This window comes from Cellulosimicrobium sp. JZ28, assembly GCF_015327065.1.
Classification (GTDB): domain Bacteria; phylum Actinomycetota; class Actinomycetes; order Actinomycetales; family Cellulomonadaceae; genus Cellulosimicrobium; species Cellulosimicrobium funkei.
The window spans coordinates 518,589-538,310 of the sequence record NZ_CP017660.1; the positions used below are offsets into that span (position 1 = coordinate 518,589).

Sequence of the window (19,722 nt, forward strand, 5' to 3'; positions counted from 1 at the left end):
GCGCACCGGTGGCCGCCTCCGGACCGCTCCGTCAGAGTGGGTGGTCGAGACAGGTCACCGGAGCGGCTGGGGAGGGCACGTGCACCGTCGTCGGTCGTTCGCACAGGTCGGGAGGTCCGTCGCGGCGGGCGCCGCGACGCTCGTCCTCGTGGGCCTCGCGGCTCTCGCCACGGGCACCTCGGCCGTGGCCGAGGTACCCGAGCCCGGGGAGGGCGAGGCCGTCGTGACCGTCCGCGTCGGCGGGGACCGGGTCGGGACCCGGGAGGTCGCCCCGCTGTCCGGCGTCGTGCTCGGGCTGTACACCGAGGGCGCGACGCCCGAGCCGGTCGACCAGCCCTGGGCGCTGTGCACCTCCGACGCCGACGGGGACTGCTCGTTCGTGGTCCCGGCCACGGGCCCCGGGGGCGCGAACGCCGGGGCGCGGTTCCTCGTCCGCCAGCTGTCGGCGCCCGCCGGGTGGTACACCAACCCGACCCTGCGGACGGGAGCGGGGAGCGGGTCGGGCTCCGTCGCCCGGCCGTACGAGTTCCTCACGCCGCCGCTCGAGGCGGGCCAGACGTACAGCTCCCTGGCGGCCGAGCCGCCCTTCATGTTCGGCAGCGCCGGCAGCGGCCGCCCCGAGACGGACTCGGAGGGGGTGTGGCAGCAGTCGCGCACGAACCCGGCGTTCTCCGCGCAGTGCGGGGTCGACGTCGCGCTCGTGCTCGACCTGTCGGCGTCCCTGGGCAGCCAGGTGACGAACCTCAAGGCCGCGACCGACTCGATCGCGGACGCGCTCGTCGGGACGCCGTCGCGCATGGCGGTCTTCTCGTTCGACGGGACGTCGCCCGCGACGAACGGCGGGAACGCCCCGACGCTCGTCCCCGTCTCGACGCAGGGCGGCGCGGACGCGTTCAAGGCCCAGTACGCGGACTGGGCGACGGGGTCCGGGACCAACTGGGACCAGGCACTGTGGGCCGTCGCGCAGGCCGCGCCGGACTACCAGGTGGTCGTCCTGCTCACCGACGGCAACCCGACGCGGTTCAGCGCCGACCCGCTGCTCGGCAGCGGCGGCACCACGCACTTCCGCGACGTCGAGAACGGGATCTACTCCGCCGACGCCGTCAAGGCGCGGGGATCCCGGCTCCTCGCGCTCGGCGTCGGGAGCGGGATCGACGACGTGACGCGCCTCAACCTGCGGGCGCTCTCCGGCGAGACCTTCTACGAGGGCGGCGACCCGGGGTCGGCCGACTACTTCGACCTGGCCGACTTCGAGTCCGCGGGGTCCGCGCTCCGCGACGTGCTCCTCTCGGGCTGCGCGTCGCGGCTGACCGTGACCAAGGAGCTCGTCCCCGCGGAGAACCTCGGTGAGGACGTGACGGGCGCGGTGCCCGCGGGACCGGGGTGGGAGATCTCGGCCGGCACGACGACGACCGGGGTCACGGTCACGCCGCCGACGCAGGCGACGCCCGACGACGGCACCGGCAGCGTGGTGTTCGACGTCGACTACGGCGGCCAGCCCCAGACCGCGACCCTGACCGTCGCGGAGACCCAGCAGGACGGCTACGACCTCGTCACCGCCGCCGGCGCGAACGCCGTGTGCGTCGACAAGCTCGCGCAGGACGCCCCGGTCGCGGTCGAGAGCTCCGGGGCCACCGGCTTCACGGTCGACCTCCCGCCGTCGGGGTTCGTCAGCTGCACGATCCGCAACCGGCCGCAGTCCGCGGTCGTCGTCGACAAGACGTGGGTCGTCCGCGGCGAGGCCTTCGCCGAGGGCGAGCAGCCGGAGGGCCTGGAGGCCGCGCTCACGCTCACGGGGCCCGACGGCGCCGGGCCGAGCGCCCAGCCGTGGGGCGCCGAGCGGGGCGGGTACGCGGGCGCGCAGGAGGTCGTCGTGGACGAGACGACGACCCTCCCCGCGGGCTGCGTCCTCACCGGTGCGCGCGTGACGTCCGTCGACGGCGAGGCGGTCGACGAGGCGCTGCCCTTCACGACGACGGCGGGGTCGCCGATGCGCGAGGTGGAGGTGACGAACGAGGTCGTGTGCCCGCCGATGCTCACGCTGGTCAAGGAGGTCGTCAACGACGACGGCGGCACCGCCGCGCCCGCCGACTGGACGCTCACGGCGTCCGGGTCTCCCGGGACCGGCGACCTCGTCGTCACGGGGGCCTCGGGGAGCGACGACGTCACCGCGGTGCCCGTCGAGGAGGGGTCGTACGCGCTGGCCGAGGACGGGCCCGCCGGCTACACCACGCTCGGGTGGGAGTGCGCCGACGGGGAGGGTGCGGCGCTCGCGGTCGAGGACGACGTCGTCGACATCGGGCCTGACGACGCCGTGATCTGCACGGTGACCAACGACGACGACCCCGCGCCCACGACGCCGGCGCCCGAGCCCTCCGAGCCGGGAGCCACGGCCGCGCCCGCCCCCGGTGGCGGCCCGCTCGCCACCACGGGCTCGAGCGTCGCGCTGCTCACGGTGCTGGCCGGGCTGGCCGTGGCCGTCGGCACGGGGACGGTCGTGCTGGTGCGACGTCGTCGCTCGGCCGGCGTCGAGGGCTGACGACCGCGGCCGGGCCGGCCGTCGGGACCCGAGCGGGCCCCGCTCGGCGGCTGCCCGGCCGCGGCCCGCGCGCTCAGCTCCGCGCGAGCTCGACCGCCTCGCCGAGGTGTCGCGCCGGGTGGATCGTCATGCCCTCGACGGGGCGCGGGAACGACCCTCGCGGCACGACGGCGCGCGTGAAGCCGAGCCGCGCGGCCTCGGCGAGCCTGCGGTCGAGGCCGGCGACGGGGCGGATGTCCCCGGCGAGGCCGACCTCGCCGAACGCGACGGTGCCCTGCGGGAGGGCCTCGTCCTCCCGTGCGGACAGGACGGCGAGCGCGATCGAGAGGTCGGCCGCTGGCTCGGTCACCTTGGCGCCGCCCACGGTCGACGCGTAGACGTCCTGGTCCACGAGCCGCACGCCCGCGTGCCGGTGCATGACGGCGAGGATCATCGCGAGGCGGCTCGAGTCGACGCCGCTCGTGGTGCGGCGCGGGTTCGTCAGCGAGCTCGGCACGACGAGCGACTGGATCTCGAGCGCGAGCGGCCGGCGGCCCTCGAGCGTGACGGTGACGCACGTGCCCGGCACGCCCGCGCCGGTGTGCGAGAGGAAGAGGCCGCTCGGGTCGGCGAGCCCCACGATCCCGTTCTCGCTGAGGTCGAAGCAGCCGACCTCGTCCGTGGGCCCGTAGCGGTTCTTCACGGCGCGGACGAGGCGCAGGCGCGAGTGCCGGTCGCCCTCGAACTGGCACACGACGTCGACGAGGTGCTCGAGCGTGCGCGGGCCGGCGACCGAGCCGTCCTTCGTGACGTGCCCGACGAGGATCACGGGCAGGTCGCGGGCCTTCGCCGCGGCGATGAGCGACGCCGCGACCTCGCGCACCTGGCTCACGCCACCGGGCGCGCCCTCGACCTGCGCGGACGCGACGGTCTGCACGGAGTCGACGACCAGCAGGTCGGGCTCCGTGGCCTCGATGTGCCCGAGGACGGTCGCGAGGTCCGTCTCGGCCGCGAGCAGCAACCCGGGCGCGAGGGCGCCGACGCGCTCGGCGCGCAGGCGCACCTGCCCGGCCGACTCCTCGCCCGTGACGTAGAGGACGCGCCGCGGGACGGGCGCGGGGCGCGCGGGCTCCGCAGGCGCGCGCTCTCCGGCGGGCCGGACCGTCGGCAGGTGGGAGCCGCCCGCGGCGACGTTGCTCGCCACGGCGAGCAGGAGCGTCGACTTGCCGACGCCCGGCTCCCCGGCGAGGAGCACGACGGCGCCCGGCACGATCCCGCCGCCGAGCACGCGGTCGAACTCGGACACGCCGGTGGGCGTGGCGCGCGCGGCCTCGACGCTGATCTCGCCGATGGGGCGCGCGGGGGAGCGCGTGGGCGACACGGCCGTGGTGCGGGGGCCCGAGGCGGCCGGGGCGTCCTCCGTCACCGTGCCCCACTCCTGGCACTCGCCGCACCGGCCCACCCACTTCGCGGTGGTCCACCCGCACTCGCTGCAGCGGTAGGCGGGGCGGGCTCGCTTGGCGGCCGCGGAGCGGGCCGCGGTGGTCGACGACGTCACGCGCCCAACCTAGCCAGCACCCCTGACACCGGCACGCCGCCGCACGCCGCGACGAGCGGGCGTCGGCGCGGGATGCTGGGCCCATGCGCAAGCGCGGCCTCCCGCACGACAGCCCGTGGTGGACGCCGATCCTCACGGTGACCTCGACGGCCGCGTGCCTGACGGTCTACTACGGCGTGCCGCTGCCCGACGACGACGCGCCCGAGGTGGTCCAGCTCGTCTCCTTCGGCGTCGGGCTGGCGTTGCTGTGCGGGCTCCTCGTGGTCCAGGTGCGCCGCCAGCTCCGCGCGTGGGAGACGCCGAGCGTGCGGGTCCAGTCCGTCATGGGGCTGCTGCTGCCGGTCGTGACGTTCTTCGCCCTCGTCTACTACCTCCTCGCGGACCAGTTCGTGGGGATCGAGAACCGGACCGACGCCCTGTACTTCGCCGTCGTGACGCTCGGGACGGTCGGCTACGGCGACGTCCACCCGACGGGCGAGGCCGCCAAGATGGTCGCGATGGTCCAGATCGTGCTGGACCTCGTCGTCGTCGGCGTCCTGGTGTCCATCGCCACGTCGCGGGCCCGCGCCCGGGCGGAGCACCGCGAGCGCGCGGAGCGCACCGAAAACCGCCCCGACTGACGTTTCCTCCGCAGGCTCTCCTCGTCCCGGCGGCCGGGCGTCCGCGCCGCGGAATCCCGGCCTTTTTTGGGATTCACCAGATACTGCCGCGCGGAGGCGCGTGCTCATCGCTCTACCAACGGACCGAAAACCATTGCGAAGCGGTTTCTGCCTGTGGCATGGTCGGCACGACGACCGGCTCGACGACGAGAGGTGGACGCCCGTGACGACGCGAGCGCGAGGGCGGCCCGCACGACGCACCGCCACGGTGCGGGCCGCTCTCGGCCCGCCCGGCACCTGACCACCGGACCGCCACGGCGGCGCCCGGCGGTGACGCGTCCGACCCCCGCCCGCGGGGGCGTCACCGCCGTCCCCGCACGCCGGTACTGATCGTCGGACCGTCCGCCCTGCCCGCCGGCACGGGCTCCACGACCGTGCGCCCCGGGGGCCGAGGGAACTCCCGGGGCGCACGACCTCCACGCAGGACCCGCAGGCCGCACCGACGCGGCCCGACCGTCAGGAGACCAGCCCATGACCGACAGGACCAGCACCCGGCCGTCCCGCGGGCGGAGCCCCGCGCGGGGCGTCGTCGCGAGCGTCGTGGGCGGCGCCCTCGCGCTCACCGGGATCGCCGCGAGCACGGCCCCGCCCGCCGCGGCGGCGGAGCCCTCCACGTTCACGAGCACGGAGAACCCGATCCTCGGGGACGGGAGCTACTACTCGGCCGACCCGGCCCCGCTCGTCGTGCCCGCGGGCGCGCCCGGCAACGACACGGGCACCGACCAGCTCTACGTCTACACCGGCCACGACGAGGCAGGTCCGCGGCAGAACGACTTCATCATGAACGAGTGGGGTGCGTTCGTGACGAGCGACGTCGACGCGGGGGAGTGGACGCACCACCCGTCCCTCATGCGCCCGGAGGAGGTCTTCGACTGGGCGACGCCGGGGCGCGCCTACGCGGGCCAGGTCGTGCAGGGCGTGGACGGGCGCTACTACTGGTACGTCCCCGTGCACGAGGCGGACAGCCCGGCGAGCGACGCGTTCGGCATCGGCGTCGCGGTCTCGGAGTCCCCGACGGGCCCCTGGACGGACCACGTGGGCGCTCCGATCATCTCCCAGCGCGTCCCGACGCCGAACACGATCCACAACATCGACCCGACGGTCCTCGTGGACGGCGAGGGCGACGACGCCCGCGTCTTCGTCTGGTGGGGCAGCTTCTCGAACCTGCGCATGCTCGAGCTGGGCCGGGACATGAGGACGCCGGTCGGCCAGGTCCGCACGGTCACGGGCCTCACCGGCTTCTTCGAGGCGGCGTGGGCGTTCGAGCGCGACGGCACCTACTACATGGCCTACGCCGGGAACGACGCCGGCCCGACGTCCGCGTGCACCCCGGCCAGCTACCACGCGTGCATCGCCTACGGCACGGCGTCGTCGCCGGAGGGTCCGTGGACGTACCGCGGCACGGTCCTCGCCCCGGTGTCCTCCACCACGAGCCACCCGGGCATCCTCGAGTTCGACGGCGAGTGGTGGATCGCGTACCACACCGCGGACGCCGAGGGCGGCAACCACTTCCGCCGCTCCGTCGCGATCGACCGGGTCGAGTGGGACGACACGCAGTCACCGCCGCGGATGAAGCAGGTCTTGACGACGCCGGAGAAGGTCCGGGACACGACCCCGCGCGCGAACGTCGCGCAGGAGGCGACGGTCACGGTCTCCAACGAGCCCGTGCCGACGCAGTACTGGAAGAAGGCGCTCAACGACGAGATCGTGCGGCCTAACCCCCTGCCCCCGGACATGTGGGGCACGTGGACGGGCAACAACCCGGCCCAGCAGTGGGTCCAGTACACGTGGGACCAGCCGGTGCGGGTCGCCGGCTCGCAGATCGAGTTCTGGAACGACCAGCCGCAGGGCACGGGCGTCGGCGTCGCGGCGCCCGCGTCGTGGCGCATCCAGTACTGGGACGCGGCCGACGGCGGCGCGTGGGTCGACGTGCGCGACCCGAGCGGCTACGGCACCGGGACGAGCGGCTTCCAGGAGACGACGTTCGAGCCGGTCACGACGACCCAGGTGCGCGCGGTCCTCGACGCCTCGACGAACGGCAGCACCTACTCGGCGGTGGCCGTCGAGGAGTGGAAGGTCCTGGCGGAGCAGCCCGCCGCCGTCGAGCCGCCCGGCGCGACGGTCGAGGTGGGCGAGACGGACCTGCCCAGGACCGTCCCGGTGACCTACCCCGGCGGCGAGACGCTCCACGTCCCGGCCTTCTGGGACCCCGTCGGGCCCGACGACGTCGCCGCCCCGGGCTCGTTCACGGTCGACGGGTCGGTGCTCGGGTACGCGGGCGGACGGGTGACGACGGACGTCACGGTGGTCCCGGCGGAGCCGGCACCGGGCGACGAGACGCCCCCGACGCTCACCCTCACGCCGCTCGGCAGCCAAGGCAGCGGCGGCTGGTTCCGCTCGGACGTGCGCGTGCGCGTCGACGGCACCGACGACTCGGGCGGGCGCGTGGTGCTCACCACGCGTGTCGACGACGGTGCGCCCGTCGTCACGGACCCGGTGCGGACGGCCGAGGTCGCGGTGACCGGGGACGGCGAGCACCGCGTCGTGGCGACGGCCGCGGACGGCGCGGGCAACCTCTCCGACGAGGTGTCGCTCGACGTGCGGATCGACCGGGTGGCGCCGGTCAGCAGCGGCGTGCTCGACGCCGCGGCGCGCACCGTGACGGTCACGGCGACCGACGCGACCTCCGGCGTCTCGCGCGTCGAGTACGCGATCGGCACCGGGGCGTGGCGGACGTACGACGGTCCGGTGGCCGCGCCGGACACGAACCAGCACCGCGTGTCCTTCCGCGCGGTGGACGCCGCGGGCAACGCGGAGACGCCGAAGGTCGTCACGGTCCCGGCGGACGTCTCCGGCCCGCTCACGGGGAACGTCGCGTCGATCGCGACGGCGAGCGCGTCGTACACCGCCGGGTGGAACAGCCTGGGCGCACTCAACGACGGGGCCGACCCGGCGAACCCGAGCCAGGCCCAGATCTGGGGCACGTGGTCCGGGACGCGCCCGGCCACCCAGTGGGTCCGGTACGACTGGCCCCGGCCCGTCCGCCTCACGGGCGCCGAGCTGAAGTTCTGGCGGGACTCGAACCCGGGCACCGGGGACGGCGTCGTCCGCCCCGACGCGTGGGCGCTCGAGTACTGGGACGAGGCGGCGCAGGCGTGGGCCCCGGTGGCGAACCCCTCCGGGTACGGCACGAGCACGACCGCCTTCAACACGGTCACCTTCGACCCGGTCACCACGTCGCGGCTGCGGGCGACGTTCACCGCGAACGGCAACGGCAGCACGTACTCCGCCGTCGCCGTCACGGAGTGGCGCGTGTTCGCGGACGACCCGGGCACGGGCGGCCCCGGGCCGGACCTCCCCGTCACGGTGACGGCGCAGCCGCGCTGCCTCGCCGGGAAGGCGTACGTCGCGGTCGTCGCGAGCCACGAGCACGACGGCCCCGTCGACCTGGTCGTCGAGACCCCCTACGGCACGCGCGAGTTCCCCGCCCTCGCGCCGGGGCGGAGCGCGTACCAGTCGTTCGCGGTGCGCGCGGCGGACGTCCCGGCGGGCGGCGTCGTCGTCCGGGCATCCGCGACGGTCGACGGCGCGGCGGTCACGTCGGAGACGACGGCGGAGCACGCCGGGCTGGGCTGCGGACGACAGTGACGACGGGCGGGTGAACCCGTCCGGCGCGTGCCCGACACCCCGCGCCACCGCGGGGGTTCGGGCACGCGCGCGTCCTACGCTGGGCCGCGTGGCCACGCCCCGGAGATCGGCGGCCCACGAGGACCACCGAGAGCAGAGAGGTGCGCGCGATGAGCCAGCCGCCCGACGGGGGCACGCCAGGACGGGCCGCCACCCCGGCGCGCCCCGGGGCGAGGGCGGGCGCGTCGGGCCCGTCGGGTCCCCGCCGTCCCGCCGACGCGACGGGCGCGCGCGACCGGCGGCACTCCCGCCCCCCGTCGGCGGCGGTGTACCGGCGTCGGCGGCTCGTCGTTCTGGTCGGCCTCCTGGTCGTCGTCGGCCTCGTGCTGGCGCTCCTCGCCTGGGTGTGGCCGGGGTTCGCCCGCTCGGACGCCGCTGCGGAGCCCGAGCCGACGGTCACCGTCACCGCCGACCCGCCCACGCCGACGCTCGAGCCCGTGGCACGCACCGGCACGACCGCGTTCGCGCAGGCGCTCCCGGACACCGTGCTCGACCTCGTGCTCCGCAGCGACTCGGCGACGGACGCGTGGACCGCCGCGCGCGCCCTGGAGGCGTACCAGCTCGAGTACGCCGACGGCGAGGGGGACGACGCGACCCGGGTCACCGTCGTCGCGGGCCAGTGGCCGACGTCGGCGGAGGCGGAGGCCGCGGCGGACGACCTCGTCTCCGCGGCGGGCACGCCCACGGAGGAGGGCGACGTCGAGGTCGCCGGGGAGGTCGCGGGCCGGTACGCCGTGACCGACGCGGGCGACGGCTGGGCCACCGTCACGTGGCGCAACGACACGGCCGTCCTCCAGGCGACGGGGCCCGCCGACGTCGTGGCCGACGTCTACGCCGCCTTCCCGCTCTGAGCACCGGGGCCCTCGCGGCGGCCCGGACTCTCCGGGTGCGCAAGAATGCCCTTCACCGACTCCCGGGAGCTGATCGCCCATGACCGACCTGCCCACCCCCTCCGCGCCCCGGCTCGCCGTCCTCGGCACGGGCGTCATGGGCGAGACCGTCCTCGCGGGTGCGCTCGCGTCCGGGTGGCGACCCGACGACGTCGTCGCGACGGTCCGCCGGCCCGAGCGCGCCGACGAGCTCGCCGCGCGCCACGGCATCCGGACGACGCGCGACAACGTCGAGGCCGTGCGCGGCGCCGGGGTCGTCGTCGTCGCGGTGAAGCCGAAGGACGTGGCCGCGCTGCTCGCCGAGGTCCACGACGCGGTGCGCGAGGGCACGGTCGTCGTGAGCGTCGTCGTCGGCCTCCCGACCGCCTTCTACGAGGAGCGGCTGCCCGCGGGCACCGCCGTCGTGCGGGTCATGCCGAACACGCCGTCCGTCGTGGGTGCGGGCGTGAGCGCCGTGAGCGGCGGGAGCGCCGCGGACGACGACGACGTCGCGCTCGTCGAGCGGCTGCTCGCCGCGACGGGCCTCGTCGTGCGCGTCGCGGAGAAGGACCAGGACGCCGTCGGCGCGCTCTCCGGCTCCGGGCCCGCGTACGTCTTCTACGTCATCGACGCGCTCGCCGAGGCGGGCGTGCTGCTCGGCCTGACGCGCGCGACGGCGCTCGAGCTCGCGACCGCGACCGTGCACGGCGCGGCCACGATGCTGCGCGAGACGGGCGAGCACCCGGCGATCGCGCGCGAGCGCGTCTCGTCGCCGGGCGGCACGACGGTCGCGGCGCTGCGCCGTCTCGACGCCGGCGGGGTGCGCGCCGCGTTCCTCGACGCGCTCGAGGCCGCGCGCGACCGCTCGGCCGAGCTCGCGGCGGCGCTCGCGGACGCCCCGGCGCCGCGCGCGGGGACCGAGGGGGCGGGGTCGTGAGCGACGGGCCGTCGCCCCGCACGCGCCCGCCCGCGATGTCGGACGTCGCGCGGCTCGCCGGCGTCTCGCACCAGACCGTGTCCCGCGTGCTCAACGACCACCCGAGCGTGCGGCCCGAGACCCGCGACCGCGTCCTCGACGCGATCGCGACGCTCGGCTACCGCCGCAACAGCGCGGCGCGCGCCCTCGTGACGATGCGCTCGGGCACGATCGGCGTGGTCACCACCGGCTCCGCGCTGTACGGGCCGACGTCGACCCTCATCGCGGTCGAGGAGGCCGCGCGCGAGCAGGGCTACTTCGTGAGCGTCGCGACGATCCGGCGCTACGACGCCGACACGATGCACCGGGTGCTCGAGCACTTCATGGACCAGGGTGTCGAGGGCATCGTCGTCATCGCGCCGCAGACGGACGTCGCGGCGGCGGTCGACTCGTTCCGCGCGCCGGTCCCCGTCATCATGATCGCCGCGCGCGACCTCCCCGCCGACGGCGAGGCGACCGACGTCGTGCGCCCCGCGCCCGGTGCGCTCGGTGCGCCGGGGGCGATCCTGTCCATCGCTGTGGACCAGCGTCTGGGTGCGCGCGTCGCGACGGAGCACCTGCTCGGTCTGGGCCACCGCACGGTGCTCCACCTGTCCGGGCCGCTCGACTGGTTCGACGCGCGCGAGCGCGAGACGGGCTGGCGCGCCGCGCTCGAGGAGCGCGGCGCCCCGGTGCCCGAGCCGGTGCGGGGCGACTGGTCGTCGGACCGCGGGTACGCCGTCGGGCGCGAGCTCGCGGCCGCGGTCCGCGCGGGCGACGGCCCGACGGCGGTGTTCGCGGGCAACGACCAGCTCGCGCTCGGCCTGCTGCGCGCGTTCTGGGAGCAGGGCGTGCGGGTGCCGGCGGACGTCTCGGTGGTCGGGTTCGACGACGTCGCGGGCGCCGGGCACTTCATCCCGCCGCTGACGACGGTGCGCCAGCCGTTCGGGTCCCTGGGCCGCCGGTGCATGGGGATGATGATCGACGCGCTGGCGGGCGCGACGGTCCGTCCCGTCTCGATCCCGCCCGAGCTCATGGTGCGCGAGAGCACGGGCACGCCGCGCGACTGACCGCGCGCTCGCACGGGCGAGCGCGGAGGGAGTTGGCCTCGCCGGTTGTGAGCGCTAACATTCGAAGGACACTCAACGAACGAGGCGCGACGCCGCGACGAGGAGAAGCAGCAATGGTGCAGCAGGACGAGGTCGGGCGCCGTCGGGCGGCCGTCGTGGCGGGGGACACCGCGCTCGGGATCGAGCTCGGGTCGACGCGGATCAAGGCGTGCCTCGTGGACGGCGACGGCACGCCGCTCGCGAGCGGGAGCCACGCCTGGGAGAACCGGTTCGAGGACGGCACGTGGACGTACCCGCTCGACGCCGTCGAGGCGGGCCTGCGCGAGTGCTACGCGCGCCTCGTCGCCGACGTCGAGGAGCGGTACGGCGTGCGACCCACGACGTACGGGGCGCTCGGCGTCTCCGCGATGATGCACGGCTACCTCGCGTTCGACGCCGACGGCGGGCTGCTCGTCCCGTTCCGCACGTGGCGCAACACGTCGACCGGCCCGGCCGCCGCCGAGCTCACCGAGCTGCTGGGGTACAACGTCCCGCTGCGCTGGTCGGTCGCGCACTGGTACCAGGCGATCCTCGACGCCGAGCCCCACGCGGCGCGCGTCGCGTCGCTCACGACGCTCGCCGGGTACGTCCACCGGCGCCTCACGGGACGCCACGTGCTCGGCGTCGGCGACGCGTCCGGCATGTTCCCGGTCGACCCGGCGACGCGCGACTACGACCACGCGCTCCTCGCGCTCGTCGACGAGCGCGCCGCCACCCACCGGGCCGGGCCGAAGCTCGCCGAGCTGCTGCCGGACGTCCTCGTCGCGGGCGAGGACGCCGGGCGCCTGACCGCCGAGGGCGCGGCCTGGCTCGACCCCACCGGGTCGCTGGAGCCCGGCGTCCTGCTGTGCCCGCCCGAGGGCGACGCGGGCACGGGCATGGTCGCGACGAACGCCGTCGCGCCGCGCACGGGCAACGTCAGCGCGGGCACGAGCATCTTCGCGATGGTCGTGCTCGAGGGCCCGCTCGCAGCCGTGCACCACGAGCTCGACCTCGTCACGACGCCGGCGGGCGACCTCGTCGCGATGGTCCACTGCAACAACGGCGCGAGCGAGCTCGAGGCGTGGGCCGGACTGCTCGGCGAGCTCGCCGCGGCCGTGGGCAGCGACGCGGGCCCGGACGACGTGTTCGGCGCGCTGTTCCGCGCCGCGCTCGACGGCGACGCCGACGGCGGCGGGCTGCTCGCCTACAACTACCTCGCGGGGGAGCCGATCACCGGGCTCGACGAGGGGCGCCCCCTGGTCGTCCGCACGCCCGGCAGCCGCCTGACGCTCGCCAACTTCGCGCGGACGCAGGTGTACGGCGCGTTCGGGACCCTCGCGCTCGGCATGCGCGTGCTCGCGCGGGAGGGCGTCCGGATCGACGGGATGCTCGCCCACGGCGGGATGTTCCGCACCGCGGGCGTCGCGCAGCGGCTCCTCGCGGCGGCGATCGGCGCGCCCGTCAGCGTGGGGCGCACGGCGGGCGAGGGCGGGGCCTGGGGCATCGCGGTGCTCGCGGCCTTCGCGCGCGCCTGCGCCGGGGAGCGCGCACCGGGCGCCGACGTGGGTGCGGACCTGGGCGACTACCTGCGCGACCACGTCTTCGCGGCGGCCGAGACCGTGACGGTCGAGCCCGACCCCGCGGACGTCGCCGGCTTCGCCGCGTACCTCGAGCGGTACGCGGCCGGGCTCGCCGTGGAGCGTGCCGCCGTGACAGCGCTGCCCACCCGCACCGGAGGAGAGGACCCCGCATGAGCACGCCCACCCCGTCCGCGGACGCGACGGCCGCGCGACCCGCCGTCCCGGTGGTGCCCGCGCACCTGCGCGACGCCGTCGACGCCGCCAAGGAGCGTGTCGCCGCGCTGCACGCCGAGCTGCCCCGCTGGGAGCTCGTGGTGTGGACCGCGGGCAACGTGTCCGAGCGCGTCCGGGACACCACGCGGCCCGACGGCGCGGGCGACCTGCTCGTCATCAAGCCGTCGGGCGTCGCGTACGACGACATCACCCCCGGCGCGATGGTCGTGTGCGACCTCGACGGGGCCCTCGTCGAGGGCGACCGGTCGCCGTCGTCGGACACGGCGGCGCACGCGTACGTGTACCGCCACCTGCCCGACGTGGGCGGCGTGGTGCACACGCACTCGACCTACGCGACGGCGTGGGCCGCGCGGGGCGAGCCGGTGCCGTGCGTCCTGACGATGATGGCCGACGAGTTCGGGGGCGACATCCCCGTCGGACCGTTCGCGCTCATCGGCGACGACTCGATCGGGCGCGGCATCGTGGAGACGCTGCGCGGGTCGCGCAGCCCCGCGGTCCTCATGCGCAACCACGGGCCGTTCACCATCGGCAAGGACGCGCGCGCGGCGGTCAAGGCGGCCGTGATGTGCGAGGAGGTCGCCCGCACCGTGCACGTCAGCCGCCAGCTCGGCGAGCCCACGCGCATCCCGCAGGACGACGTCGACGCGCTTTACGCGCGCTACCAGCACGTCTACGGGCAGCAGCCCGCGCGCTGACCGGCGGGCCGCTCCGACCCGGTTCCCCCGGGCCCGGCGGCGCACCGGCACGACACGCAGCACGACCACCGGGACGGGACCGCAGCGGTGCGGCCCTCGCCCACGACACGAGAGATGGACCGACATGAGCAAGCCCTACGCGGACCGCGAGATCTGGTTCCTCACCGGCAGCCAGGACCTGTACGGAGAGGAGACGCTGCGGCAGGTCGCCGAGCAGTCGCAGGAGGTCGCGCGCGCCCTCGACGCGTCGCCGGACGTCCCTGCGACCGTCGTCTGGAAGCCCGTCCTCAAGGACGCCGGCGCGATCCGCCGCGCGATGCTCGACGCGAACGCCGACGACCGCGTGCTCGGCGTCGTGACGTGGATGCACACGTTCAGCCCCGCGAAGATGTGGATCGGCGGCCTCGACCAGCTCCGCAAGCCTCTCCTGCACCTGCACACGCAGGCGAACGTCGAGCTGCCGTGGGACACGATCGACTTCGACTTCATGAACCTCAACCAGGCCGCGCACGGCGACCGGGAGTACGCGTACGTCGCGACGCGGCTCGGGGTGGCGCGCACGACGGTCGTCGGGCACGTCTCGAACCCGGCGGTCACCGCGCGCGTCGGCTCGTGGGTGCGCGGCGCCGCCGGCTGGGCGGCGACGCACGAGCTGCGCCTCGCCCGCTTCGGCGACAACATGCGCAACGTCGCGGTGACCGAGGGCGACAAGACCGAGGCCGAGCTCCGGTTCGGTGTGAGCGTGAACACGTGGGGCGTGAACGACCTCGTGCGCGCGGTCGACGAGGTCTCCGAGGCCGACGTCGACGCGCTCGTCGCGGAGTACGAGGACCTCTACGACGTGGTCCCCGAGCTGCGCAAGGACGGCGACCGGCACGCCTCGCTGCGGTACGCGGCCCGGCAGGAGATCGCGCTCGAGACGTTCCTCGAGTCCGTCGGCGCCAAGGCGTTCACGACCAACTTCGAGGACCTGGGCGACCTGCGCCAGCTCCCCGGCATCGCCGTCCAGCGCCTCATGGCCAAGGGCTACGGGTTCGGGGCCGAGGGCGACTGGAAGACGGCCGTGCTCGTGCGCGCCGCGAAGGTCATGGGCGAGGGGCTGCCCGGCGGCGCGTCGCTCATGGAGGACTACACCTACGACCTGACCCCGGGCAGCGAGAAGATCCTCGGCGCGCACATGCTGGAGATCTGCCCGTCGCTCACGACCTCGACGCCCCGCGTCGAGATCCACCCGCTCGGCATCGGCGGCAAGGAGGACCCGGTCCGCATGGTGTTCGACGCCGACCCGGGCGTCGGCGTCGTCGTGTCCCTCGCGGACATGCGCGACCGCTTCCGGCTCACGGCGAACGTCGTGGACGTCGTCCCGCCGAGCGCGCCGCTGCCGCACCTGCCGGTGGCACGCGCGGTGTGGGAGCCGCGGCCGGACTTCGCGACGTCCGCCGAGGCCTGGCTGACGGCGGGCGGCGCGCACCACACGGTGCTCTCCACGGCCGCGGGCATCGACGCGTTCGAGGTCTTCGCGGACATCGCGCGCACGGAGCTCCTGGTCATCGACGAGAGCACGACGCGGCGGGGCTTCCGCGACCAGGTGCGGTGGAACCAGGTCTACTACCGCCTCGCGCAGGGCCTCTGACGCCTGGGGGAGCCGTCCGCGCACGGTCCCGTCACGGCCACCGGCCGTGACCGAACCGTGACGGGGCGGCGGCTTCCCCTGGAGCTGTGTGAGCGCTAACATCGTCTCTCGGGAGGGTGTGAGCGATCACATCCGCGGGCCCGGGGTCCTGCCCTTCGCCTGGCTCCGCAGCTCGAGCACGTCGCAGTGCCGAGCGGTGACCGGAATGGTTACCGAACGGTGATGCGGAATGCCGAGTGGGGGCTTGCGGGAGCGGCCCTGACACCGCTAGACATTGACACAAGCAAACATGTATCAACAAGAGTCAACAGTCCGATGAGGGGCTGGCACGACTCGACGGTCCTCGGCACGGCGCCGAGGTCGCATCTCAAGGAGGAGAGCATGTTCAGCACGACCAAGGCGCGCACGCGTCTGACGGGTGTCCTCGCCGGCGTGGCGGTCCTCGCGCTCGCGGCGTGCAGCAGCGGGGGCGGCAGCACGGACGGCAGCAGCAACGACGCGGGCGGCGACGGCGGCGGTGGCGGCGACACGATCTCCGTCGGCTTCTCGCAGGTCGGCGCCGAGTCCGGCTGGCGCGCGGCGAACACCAAGTCCATCCAGGACACGCTCACGGCCGAGAACGGCTTCGACCTCAAGTTCTCCGACGCGCAGCAGAAGCAGGAGAACCAGATCCAGGCGATCCGCTCCTACATCGCGCAGGGCGTCGACGTCATCGCGTTCTCCCCGGTCGTCGAGTCCGGCTGGGACGCGGTGCTCGAGGAGGCCAAGCAGGCCGGCATCCCCGTGATCCTCACCGACCGCGCGGTCGACTCCGAGGACGACACCCTCTACGAGTCGTTCATCGGCTCCGACTTCGTCCTCGAGGGCGAGATGGCCGGCGACTGGGTCTCCGAGAACCTCGCGACCGAGCCCATCAACGTCGTCGAGCTCCAGGGCACCACGGGCGCCGCGCCCGCGATCGACCGCAAGACCGGTTTCGAGAACGCCACGGCGGACAACCCCAACGTGACGATCATCGACTCGCAGACCGGCAACTTCACGCGTGCCGAGGGCAAGACGGTCATGGAGGGCTTCCTCCAGGCGCACGACGACATCGACCTCGTGTACGCGCACAACGACGACATGGGTCTCGGCGCCATCGAGGCCATCGAGGCCGCCGGTCTCGTCCCGGGCGAGGACATCAAGATCGTCACCGTCGACGCGGTCAAGGACGGCATGCAGGCTCTCGCCGACGGCAAGATCAACTTCATCGTCGAGTGCAACCCGCTCCTCGGCCCGGACCTGGCCGACATCATCAAGAAGGTCGTCGCGGGCGAGGAGGTCGAGAAGCGCATCGTCGTCAAGGACGAGTCCTTCACGCAGGAGCAGGCGATCGAGGCGCTCCCGACGCGCGAGTACTGAGCGCACCGCGCGCGCCGAGCGGACCGCCCGGGACGACCCGGGCTCCCGCTCCGCACCGCCCCGGCGGGGCCGGTCGACGCCGACCGGCCCCGCCACCACGGACGGGTCGCGCGCCGGGAGAGCACGGCTCCCCGGCGCGCGGCCGACGCACCACCGCCGGCATGCCGACCCCGCCGGCGTCCTGAGGCGCCCCGGGGCCCGGCAGCCCCGCCGCCACCGCTGCACGGAAGGTCACCCATGACTACCGCCGTCCCCGACGGTCGGCCCGTCGTCGAGATGACCGGGATCTCGATCGAGTTCCCGGGCGTCAAGGCGCTCGACGGAGTCGACCTCACGCTCCGGCCCGGAGAGGTCCACGCCCTCATGGGCGAGAACGGCGCCGGCAAGTCGACGCTCATCAAGGCGCTCACCGGCGTCTACTCGATCGACTCCGGTCGCATCCTCGTCGACGGCGCCGAGCACACGTTCTCCGGCCCGGGCGAGGCCCAGGCCGCCGGCGTCTCGCCGGTGTACCAGGAGGTCAACCTCTGCGAGAACCTCTCGGTCGCCGAGAACATCATGCTCGGCCACGAGCCGCGCCGCCTCGGCGCGATCGACTGGCGGGCCACGCGCCGTCGGGCGGGGGAGATGCTCGCGCGCCTCAACCTCGACATCGACCCGGCGTCCTCGCTCTCGAGCCACTCCCTCGCCGTGCAGCAGCTCGTGGCCATCTGCCGCGCGCTCGTCGTCGAGTGCAAGGTGCTCATCCTCGACGAGCCGACGTCCAGCCTCGACGCGGACGAGGTCGCGCAGCTCTTCGCCGTCGTGCGGCGCCTGCGCGACGAGGGCGTCGCGATCCTCTTCGTCTCGCACTTCCTCGAGCAGGTGTACGAGATCTCCGACCGCATGACCGTGCTGCGCAACGGCAAGCTCGTCGGCGAGTACGTCACCGCCGAGCTGCCGCGCCTCGAGCTCGTCTCCAAGATGATCGGCACCTCGCTCGAGGTGCTCGAGGAGCTCGAGGAGGCGCCCAAGCGCTCGGTCGCCGACCGCGAGGCGACGCCGTTCGTCCAGGCGCTCGGCGTCGGCCGCAAGGGCTCGGTGCAGCCGTTCGACCTCGACGTCTACCCGGGCGAGGTCGTCGGGCTCGCGGGCCTCCTCGGCTCGGGCCGCACCGAGCTCGCCCGGCTGCTCGCGGGTGCGGACCGCGCGGACAGCGGCCAGGTCCGCGTCGGCGGCGCGCTCGCCCGGCTGCGCACGCCGCGCTCCGCGATGCAGCGCAAGATCGCGTTCTCCTCGGAGCACCGCAAGGCCGAGGGCATCGTGGGCGACCTGACGATCCGCGAGAACATCGTGCTCGGTCTCCAGGCCGAGCGCGGGTGGGCCCGGCGCCTGCCTCGCAAGCAGGTCGACGAGATCGTCGAGAAGTACATCAGCGCGCTCGCGATCCGCCCCGCCAACCCGGACGCGCTCATCAAGAACCTCTCGGGCGGCAACCAGCAGAAGGTGCTCCTCGCGCGCTGGCTCGCGACGGCCCCCAGGCTGCTCATCCTGGACGAGCCGACGCGCGGCATCGACGTCGGGGCGAAGGCCGAGATCCAGAAGCTCGTCGCCCAGCTCTCGGGCGAGGGCATGTCGGTCGTGTTCATCTCGGCCGAGCTCGAGGAGGTGCTGCGGCTCAGCCACCGCATCGCCGTCATGCGCGACCGGGTCAAGGTCGCGGAGATCACCAACGACGAGGACGTCACGGTCGAGGACGTCGTCGAGCTCATCGCGAGCGGAGGGCAGGAGTCATGAGCACCACGGCACCCGCCTGGCAGCGCGCCGTCCAGCACCGGCTCTTCTGGCCGATCGTCGCGCTGGTCGTGCTGCTGGCGGTCAACACGGTCAACCGGCCGAGCTTCCTGTCCATCAGGCTGCAGGACGGCCACCTCTTCGGGTCGCTCGTCAACCTGCTGAAGAACGGCGCGCCGCTGCTGCTCGTCGCGCTCGGCATGACCCTCGTCATCGCGACGCGCGGCATCGACCTGTCGGTCGGCGCGGTGGTCGCGATCTCCGGGGCCGTCGCGCTGAGCTTCATCGCGTCGTCGCCCACGCCGGACAGCCTGACGACCGTCCTCGTCGCCGTGGGGATCGCGCTCGCGCTGTCCTTCGTCCTCGGCGTGTGGAACGGCTTCCTCGTCTCCGTCCTCGGGATCCAGCCCATCATCGCGACGCTCGTGCTCATGACCGCGGGCCGCGGCGTCGCGATGCTCATCACGGGCGGCCAGATCACGACGGTCAACAGCGCACCGTTCAAGTCGATCGGGTCCGGGTTCTGGTTCGGGATCCCCGTCGCGGTCGTGCTGGCCGGCCTCGTCTTCGCGGCCGTCGCGCTGCTCACGCGGCGCACCGCGCTCGGCATGCTCATCGAGTCCGTCGGCATCAACCCCGAGGCGAGCCGCCTCGCGGGCGTCAAGGCGCGCAGCATCATCTGGACCGTCTACGCGGTCTGCGCGCTCTTCGCGGGCCTCGCCGGCCTCATGATCTCGTCGAGCACCATGGCGGCCGACGCCAACAACGCCGGGCTCTTCATCGAGCTCGACGCGATCCTCGCCGTCGTGATCGGCGGCACGTCGCTCGCGGGCGGGAAGTTCTCGCTCTCCGGCACCCTGGTCGGCGTCCTCATCATCCAGACGCTCACCCTCACGGTGACCATGCTCGGCATCTCGCCGTCCGTCACGCCCCTGTTCAAGGCGATCGTCGTCATCGCGGTCTGCCTCGCGCAGTCCCCGAAGGTGCGCGACCTGGTCGCCGCCCGACGACGTCGCGCGGCCCCGACGGCCGCCGCGGCCGCGGAGGTGAGCGCCTGATGTCCGCCGTG

General features: G+C 74.5%; 13 protein-coding genes. 12 read left to right on the forward strand and 1 reads right to left on the reverse strand.

The genetic code is table 11. From position 1 onward, the window contains the following. The first annotated feature begins 79 nt into the window (after positions 1 to 79). Positions 80 to 2,539, forward strand: coding sequence for an LPXTG cell wall anchor domain-containing protein (locus BJP59_RS02395; protein WP_194522111.1), 2,460 nt, complete (start codon positions 80 to 82; stop codon positions 2,537 to 2,539). A 73-nt stretch (positions 2,540 to 2,612) separates the two neighbouring features. Here BJP59_RS02395 and BJP59_RS02400 read toward each other — a convergent pair whose 3' ends face one another. After that, the gene (locus tag BJP59_RS02400) at positions 2,613 to 4,076 is read right to left on the reverse strand and encodes a DNA repair protein RadA (RefSeq protein ID WP_194522112.1); all 1,464 of its coding nucleotides are present in this window, start codon (positions 4,074 to 4,076) and stop codon (positions 2,613 to 2,615) included. Between the two features lie 83 nt (positions 4,077 to 4,159). On the opposite strand from BJP59_RS02400, the gene BJP59_RS02405 reads away from it, so the two are divergent. The 11 genes from BJP59_RS02405 (at position 4,160) to BJP59_RS02455 (ending at position 19,711) form a co-directional block, all read left to right on the forward strand. Beyond that, complete coding sequence (locus BJP59_RS02405; RefSeq protein WP_086149027.1) at positions 4,160 to 4,696, forward strand: potassium channel family protein; 537 nt, start codon at positions 4,160 to 4,162, stop codon at positions 4,694 to 4,696. Between the two features lie 510 nt (positions 4,697 to 5,206). Then, entirely contained in the window at positions 5,207 to 8,383 is a 3,177-nt protein-coding gene (locus BJP59_RS02410; RefSeq protein ID WP_194522113.1) for a family 43 glycosylhydrolase, read from the forward strand. Between the two features lie 149 nt (positions 8,384 to 8,532). After that, on the forward strand, positions 8,533 to 9,273 hold the full coding sequence (locus tag BJP59_RS02415; RefSeq protein ID WP_194522114.1) for a hypothetical protein: 741 nt from the start codon (positions 8,533 to 8,535) through the stop codon (positions 9,271 to 9,273). 79 nt (positions 9,274 to 9,352) lie between these two features. Further along, entirely contained in the window at positions 9,353 to 10,228 is an 876-nt protein-coding gene (proC, locus tag BJP59_RS02420; protein WP_194522115.1) for a pyrroline-5-carboxylate reductase, read from the forward strand. A gap of 35 nt (positions 10,229 to 10,263) precedes the next feature. Then, positions 10,264 to 11,316: a LacI family DNA-binding transcriptional regulator gene (locus BJP59_RS02425; RefSeq protein ID WP_137281595.1), complete on the forward strand. Its 1,053-nt coding sequence runs from the start codon at positions 10,264 to 10,266 to the stop codon at positions 11,314 to 11,316. Between the two features lie 113 nt (positions 11,317 to 11,429). After that, the gene (locus tag BJP59_RS02430; protein WP_194522116.1) at positions 11,430 to 13,091 is read left to right on the forward strand and encodes a xylulokinase; all 1,662 of its coding nucleotides are present in this window, start codon (positions 11,430 to 11,432) and stop codon (positions 13,089 to 13,091) included. Further along, positions 13,088 to 13,846: an L-ribulose-5-phosphate 4-epimerase gene (locus tag BJP59_RS02435; RefSeq protein WP_194522117.1), complete on the forward strand. Its 759-nt coding sequence runs from the start codon at positions 13,088 to 13,090 to the stop codon at positions 13,844 to 13,846. The genes BJP59_RS02430 and BJP59_RS02435 overlap by 4 nt, the downstream gene beginning before the upstream one ends. A 124-nt stretch (positions 13,847 to 13,970) precedes the next feature. Further along, positions 13,971 to 15,479, forward strand: a complete 1,509-nt coding sequence (gene araA, locus BJP59_RS02440) for an L-arabinose isomerase (protein ID WP_021479858.1) — start codon at positions 13,971 to 13,973, stop codon at positions 15,477 to 15,479. A 381-nt stretch (positions 15,480 to 15,860) separates the two neighbouring features. Continuing rightward, positions 15,861 to 16,880 (forward strand): ABC transporter substrate-binding protein, encoded by a 1,020-nt coding sequence (locus BJP59_RS02445; protein ID WP_031315144.1) that lies wholly within the window; start codon positions 15,861 to 15,863, stop codon positions 16,878 to 16,880. Positions 16,881 to 17,117: 237 nt separating this feature from the next. Continuing rightward, entirely contained in the window at positions 17,118 to 18,656 is a 1,539-nt protein-coding gene (locus tag BJP59_RS02450; protein ID WP_086149021.1) for a sugar ABC transporter ATP-binding protein, read from the forward strand. Next, positions 18,653 to 19,711, forward strand: coding sequence for an ABC transporter permease (locus tag BJP59_RS02455; protein ID WP_086149020.1), 1,059 nt, complete (start codon positions 18,653 to 18,655; stop codon positions 19,709 to 19,711). The genes BJP59_RS02450 and BJP59_RS02455 overlap by 4 nt, the downstream gene beginning before the upstream one ends. Positions 19,712 to 19,722 lie beyond the last annotated feature (11 nt).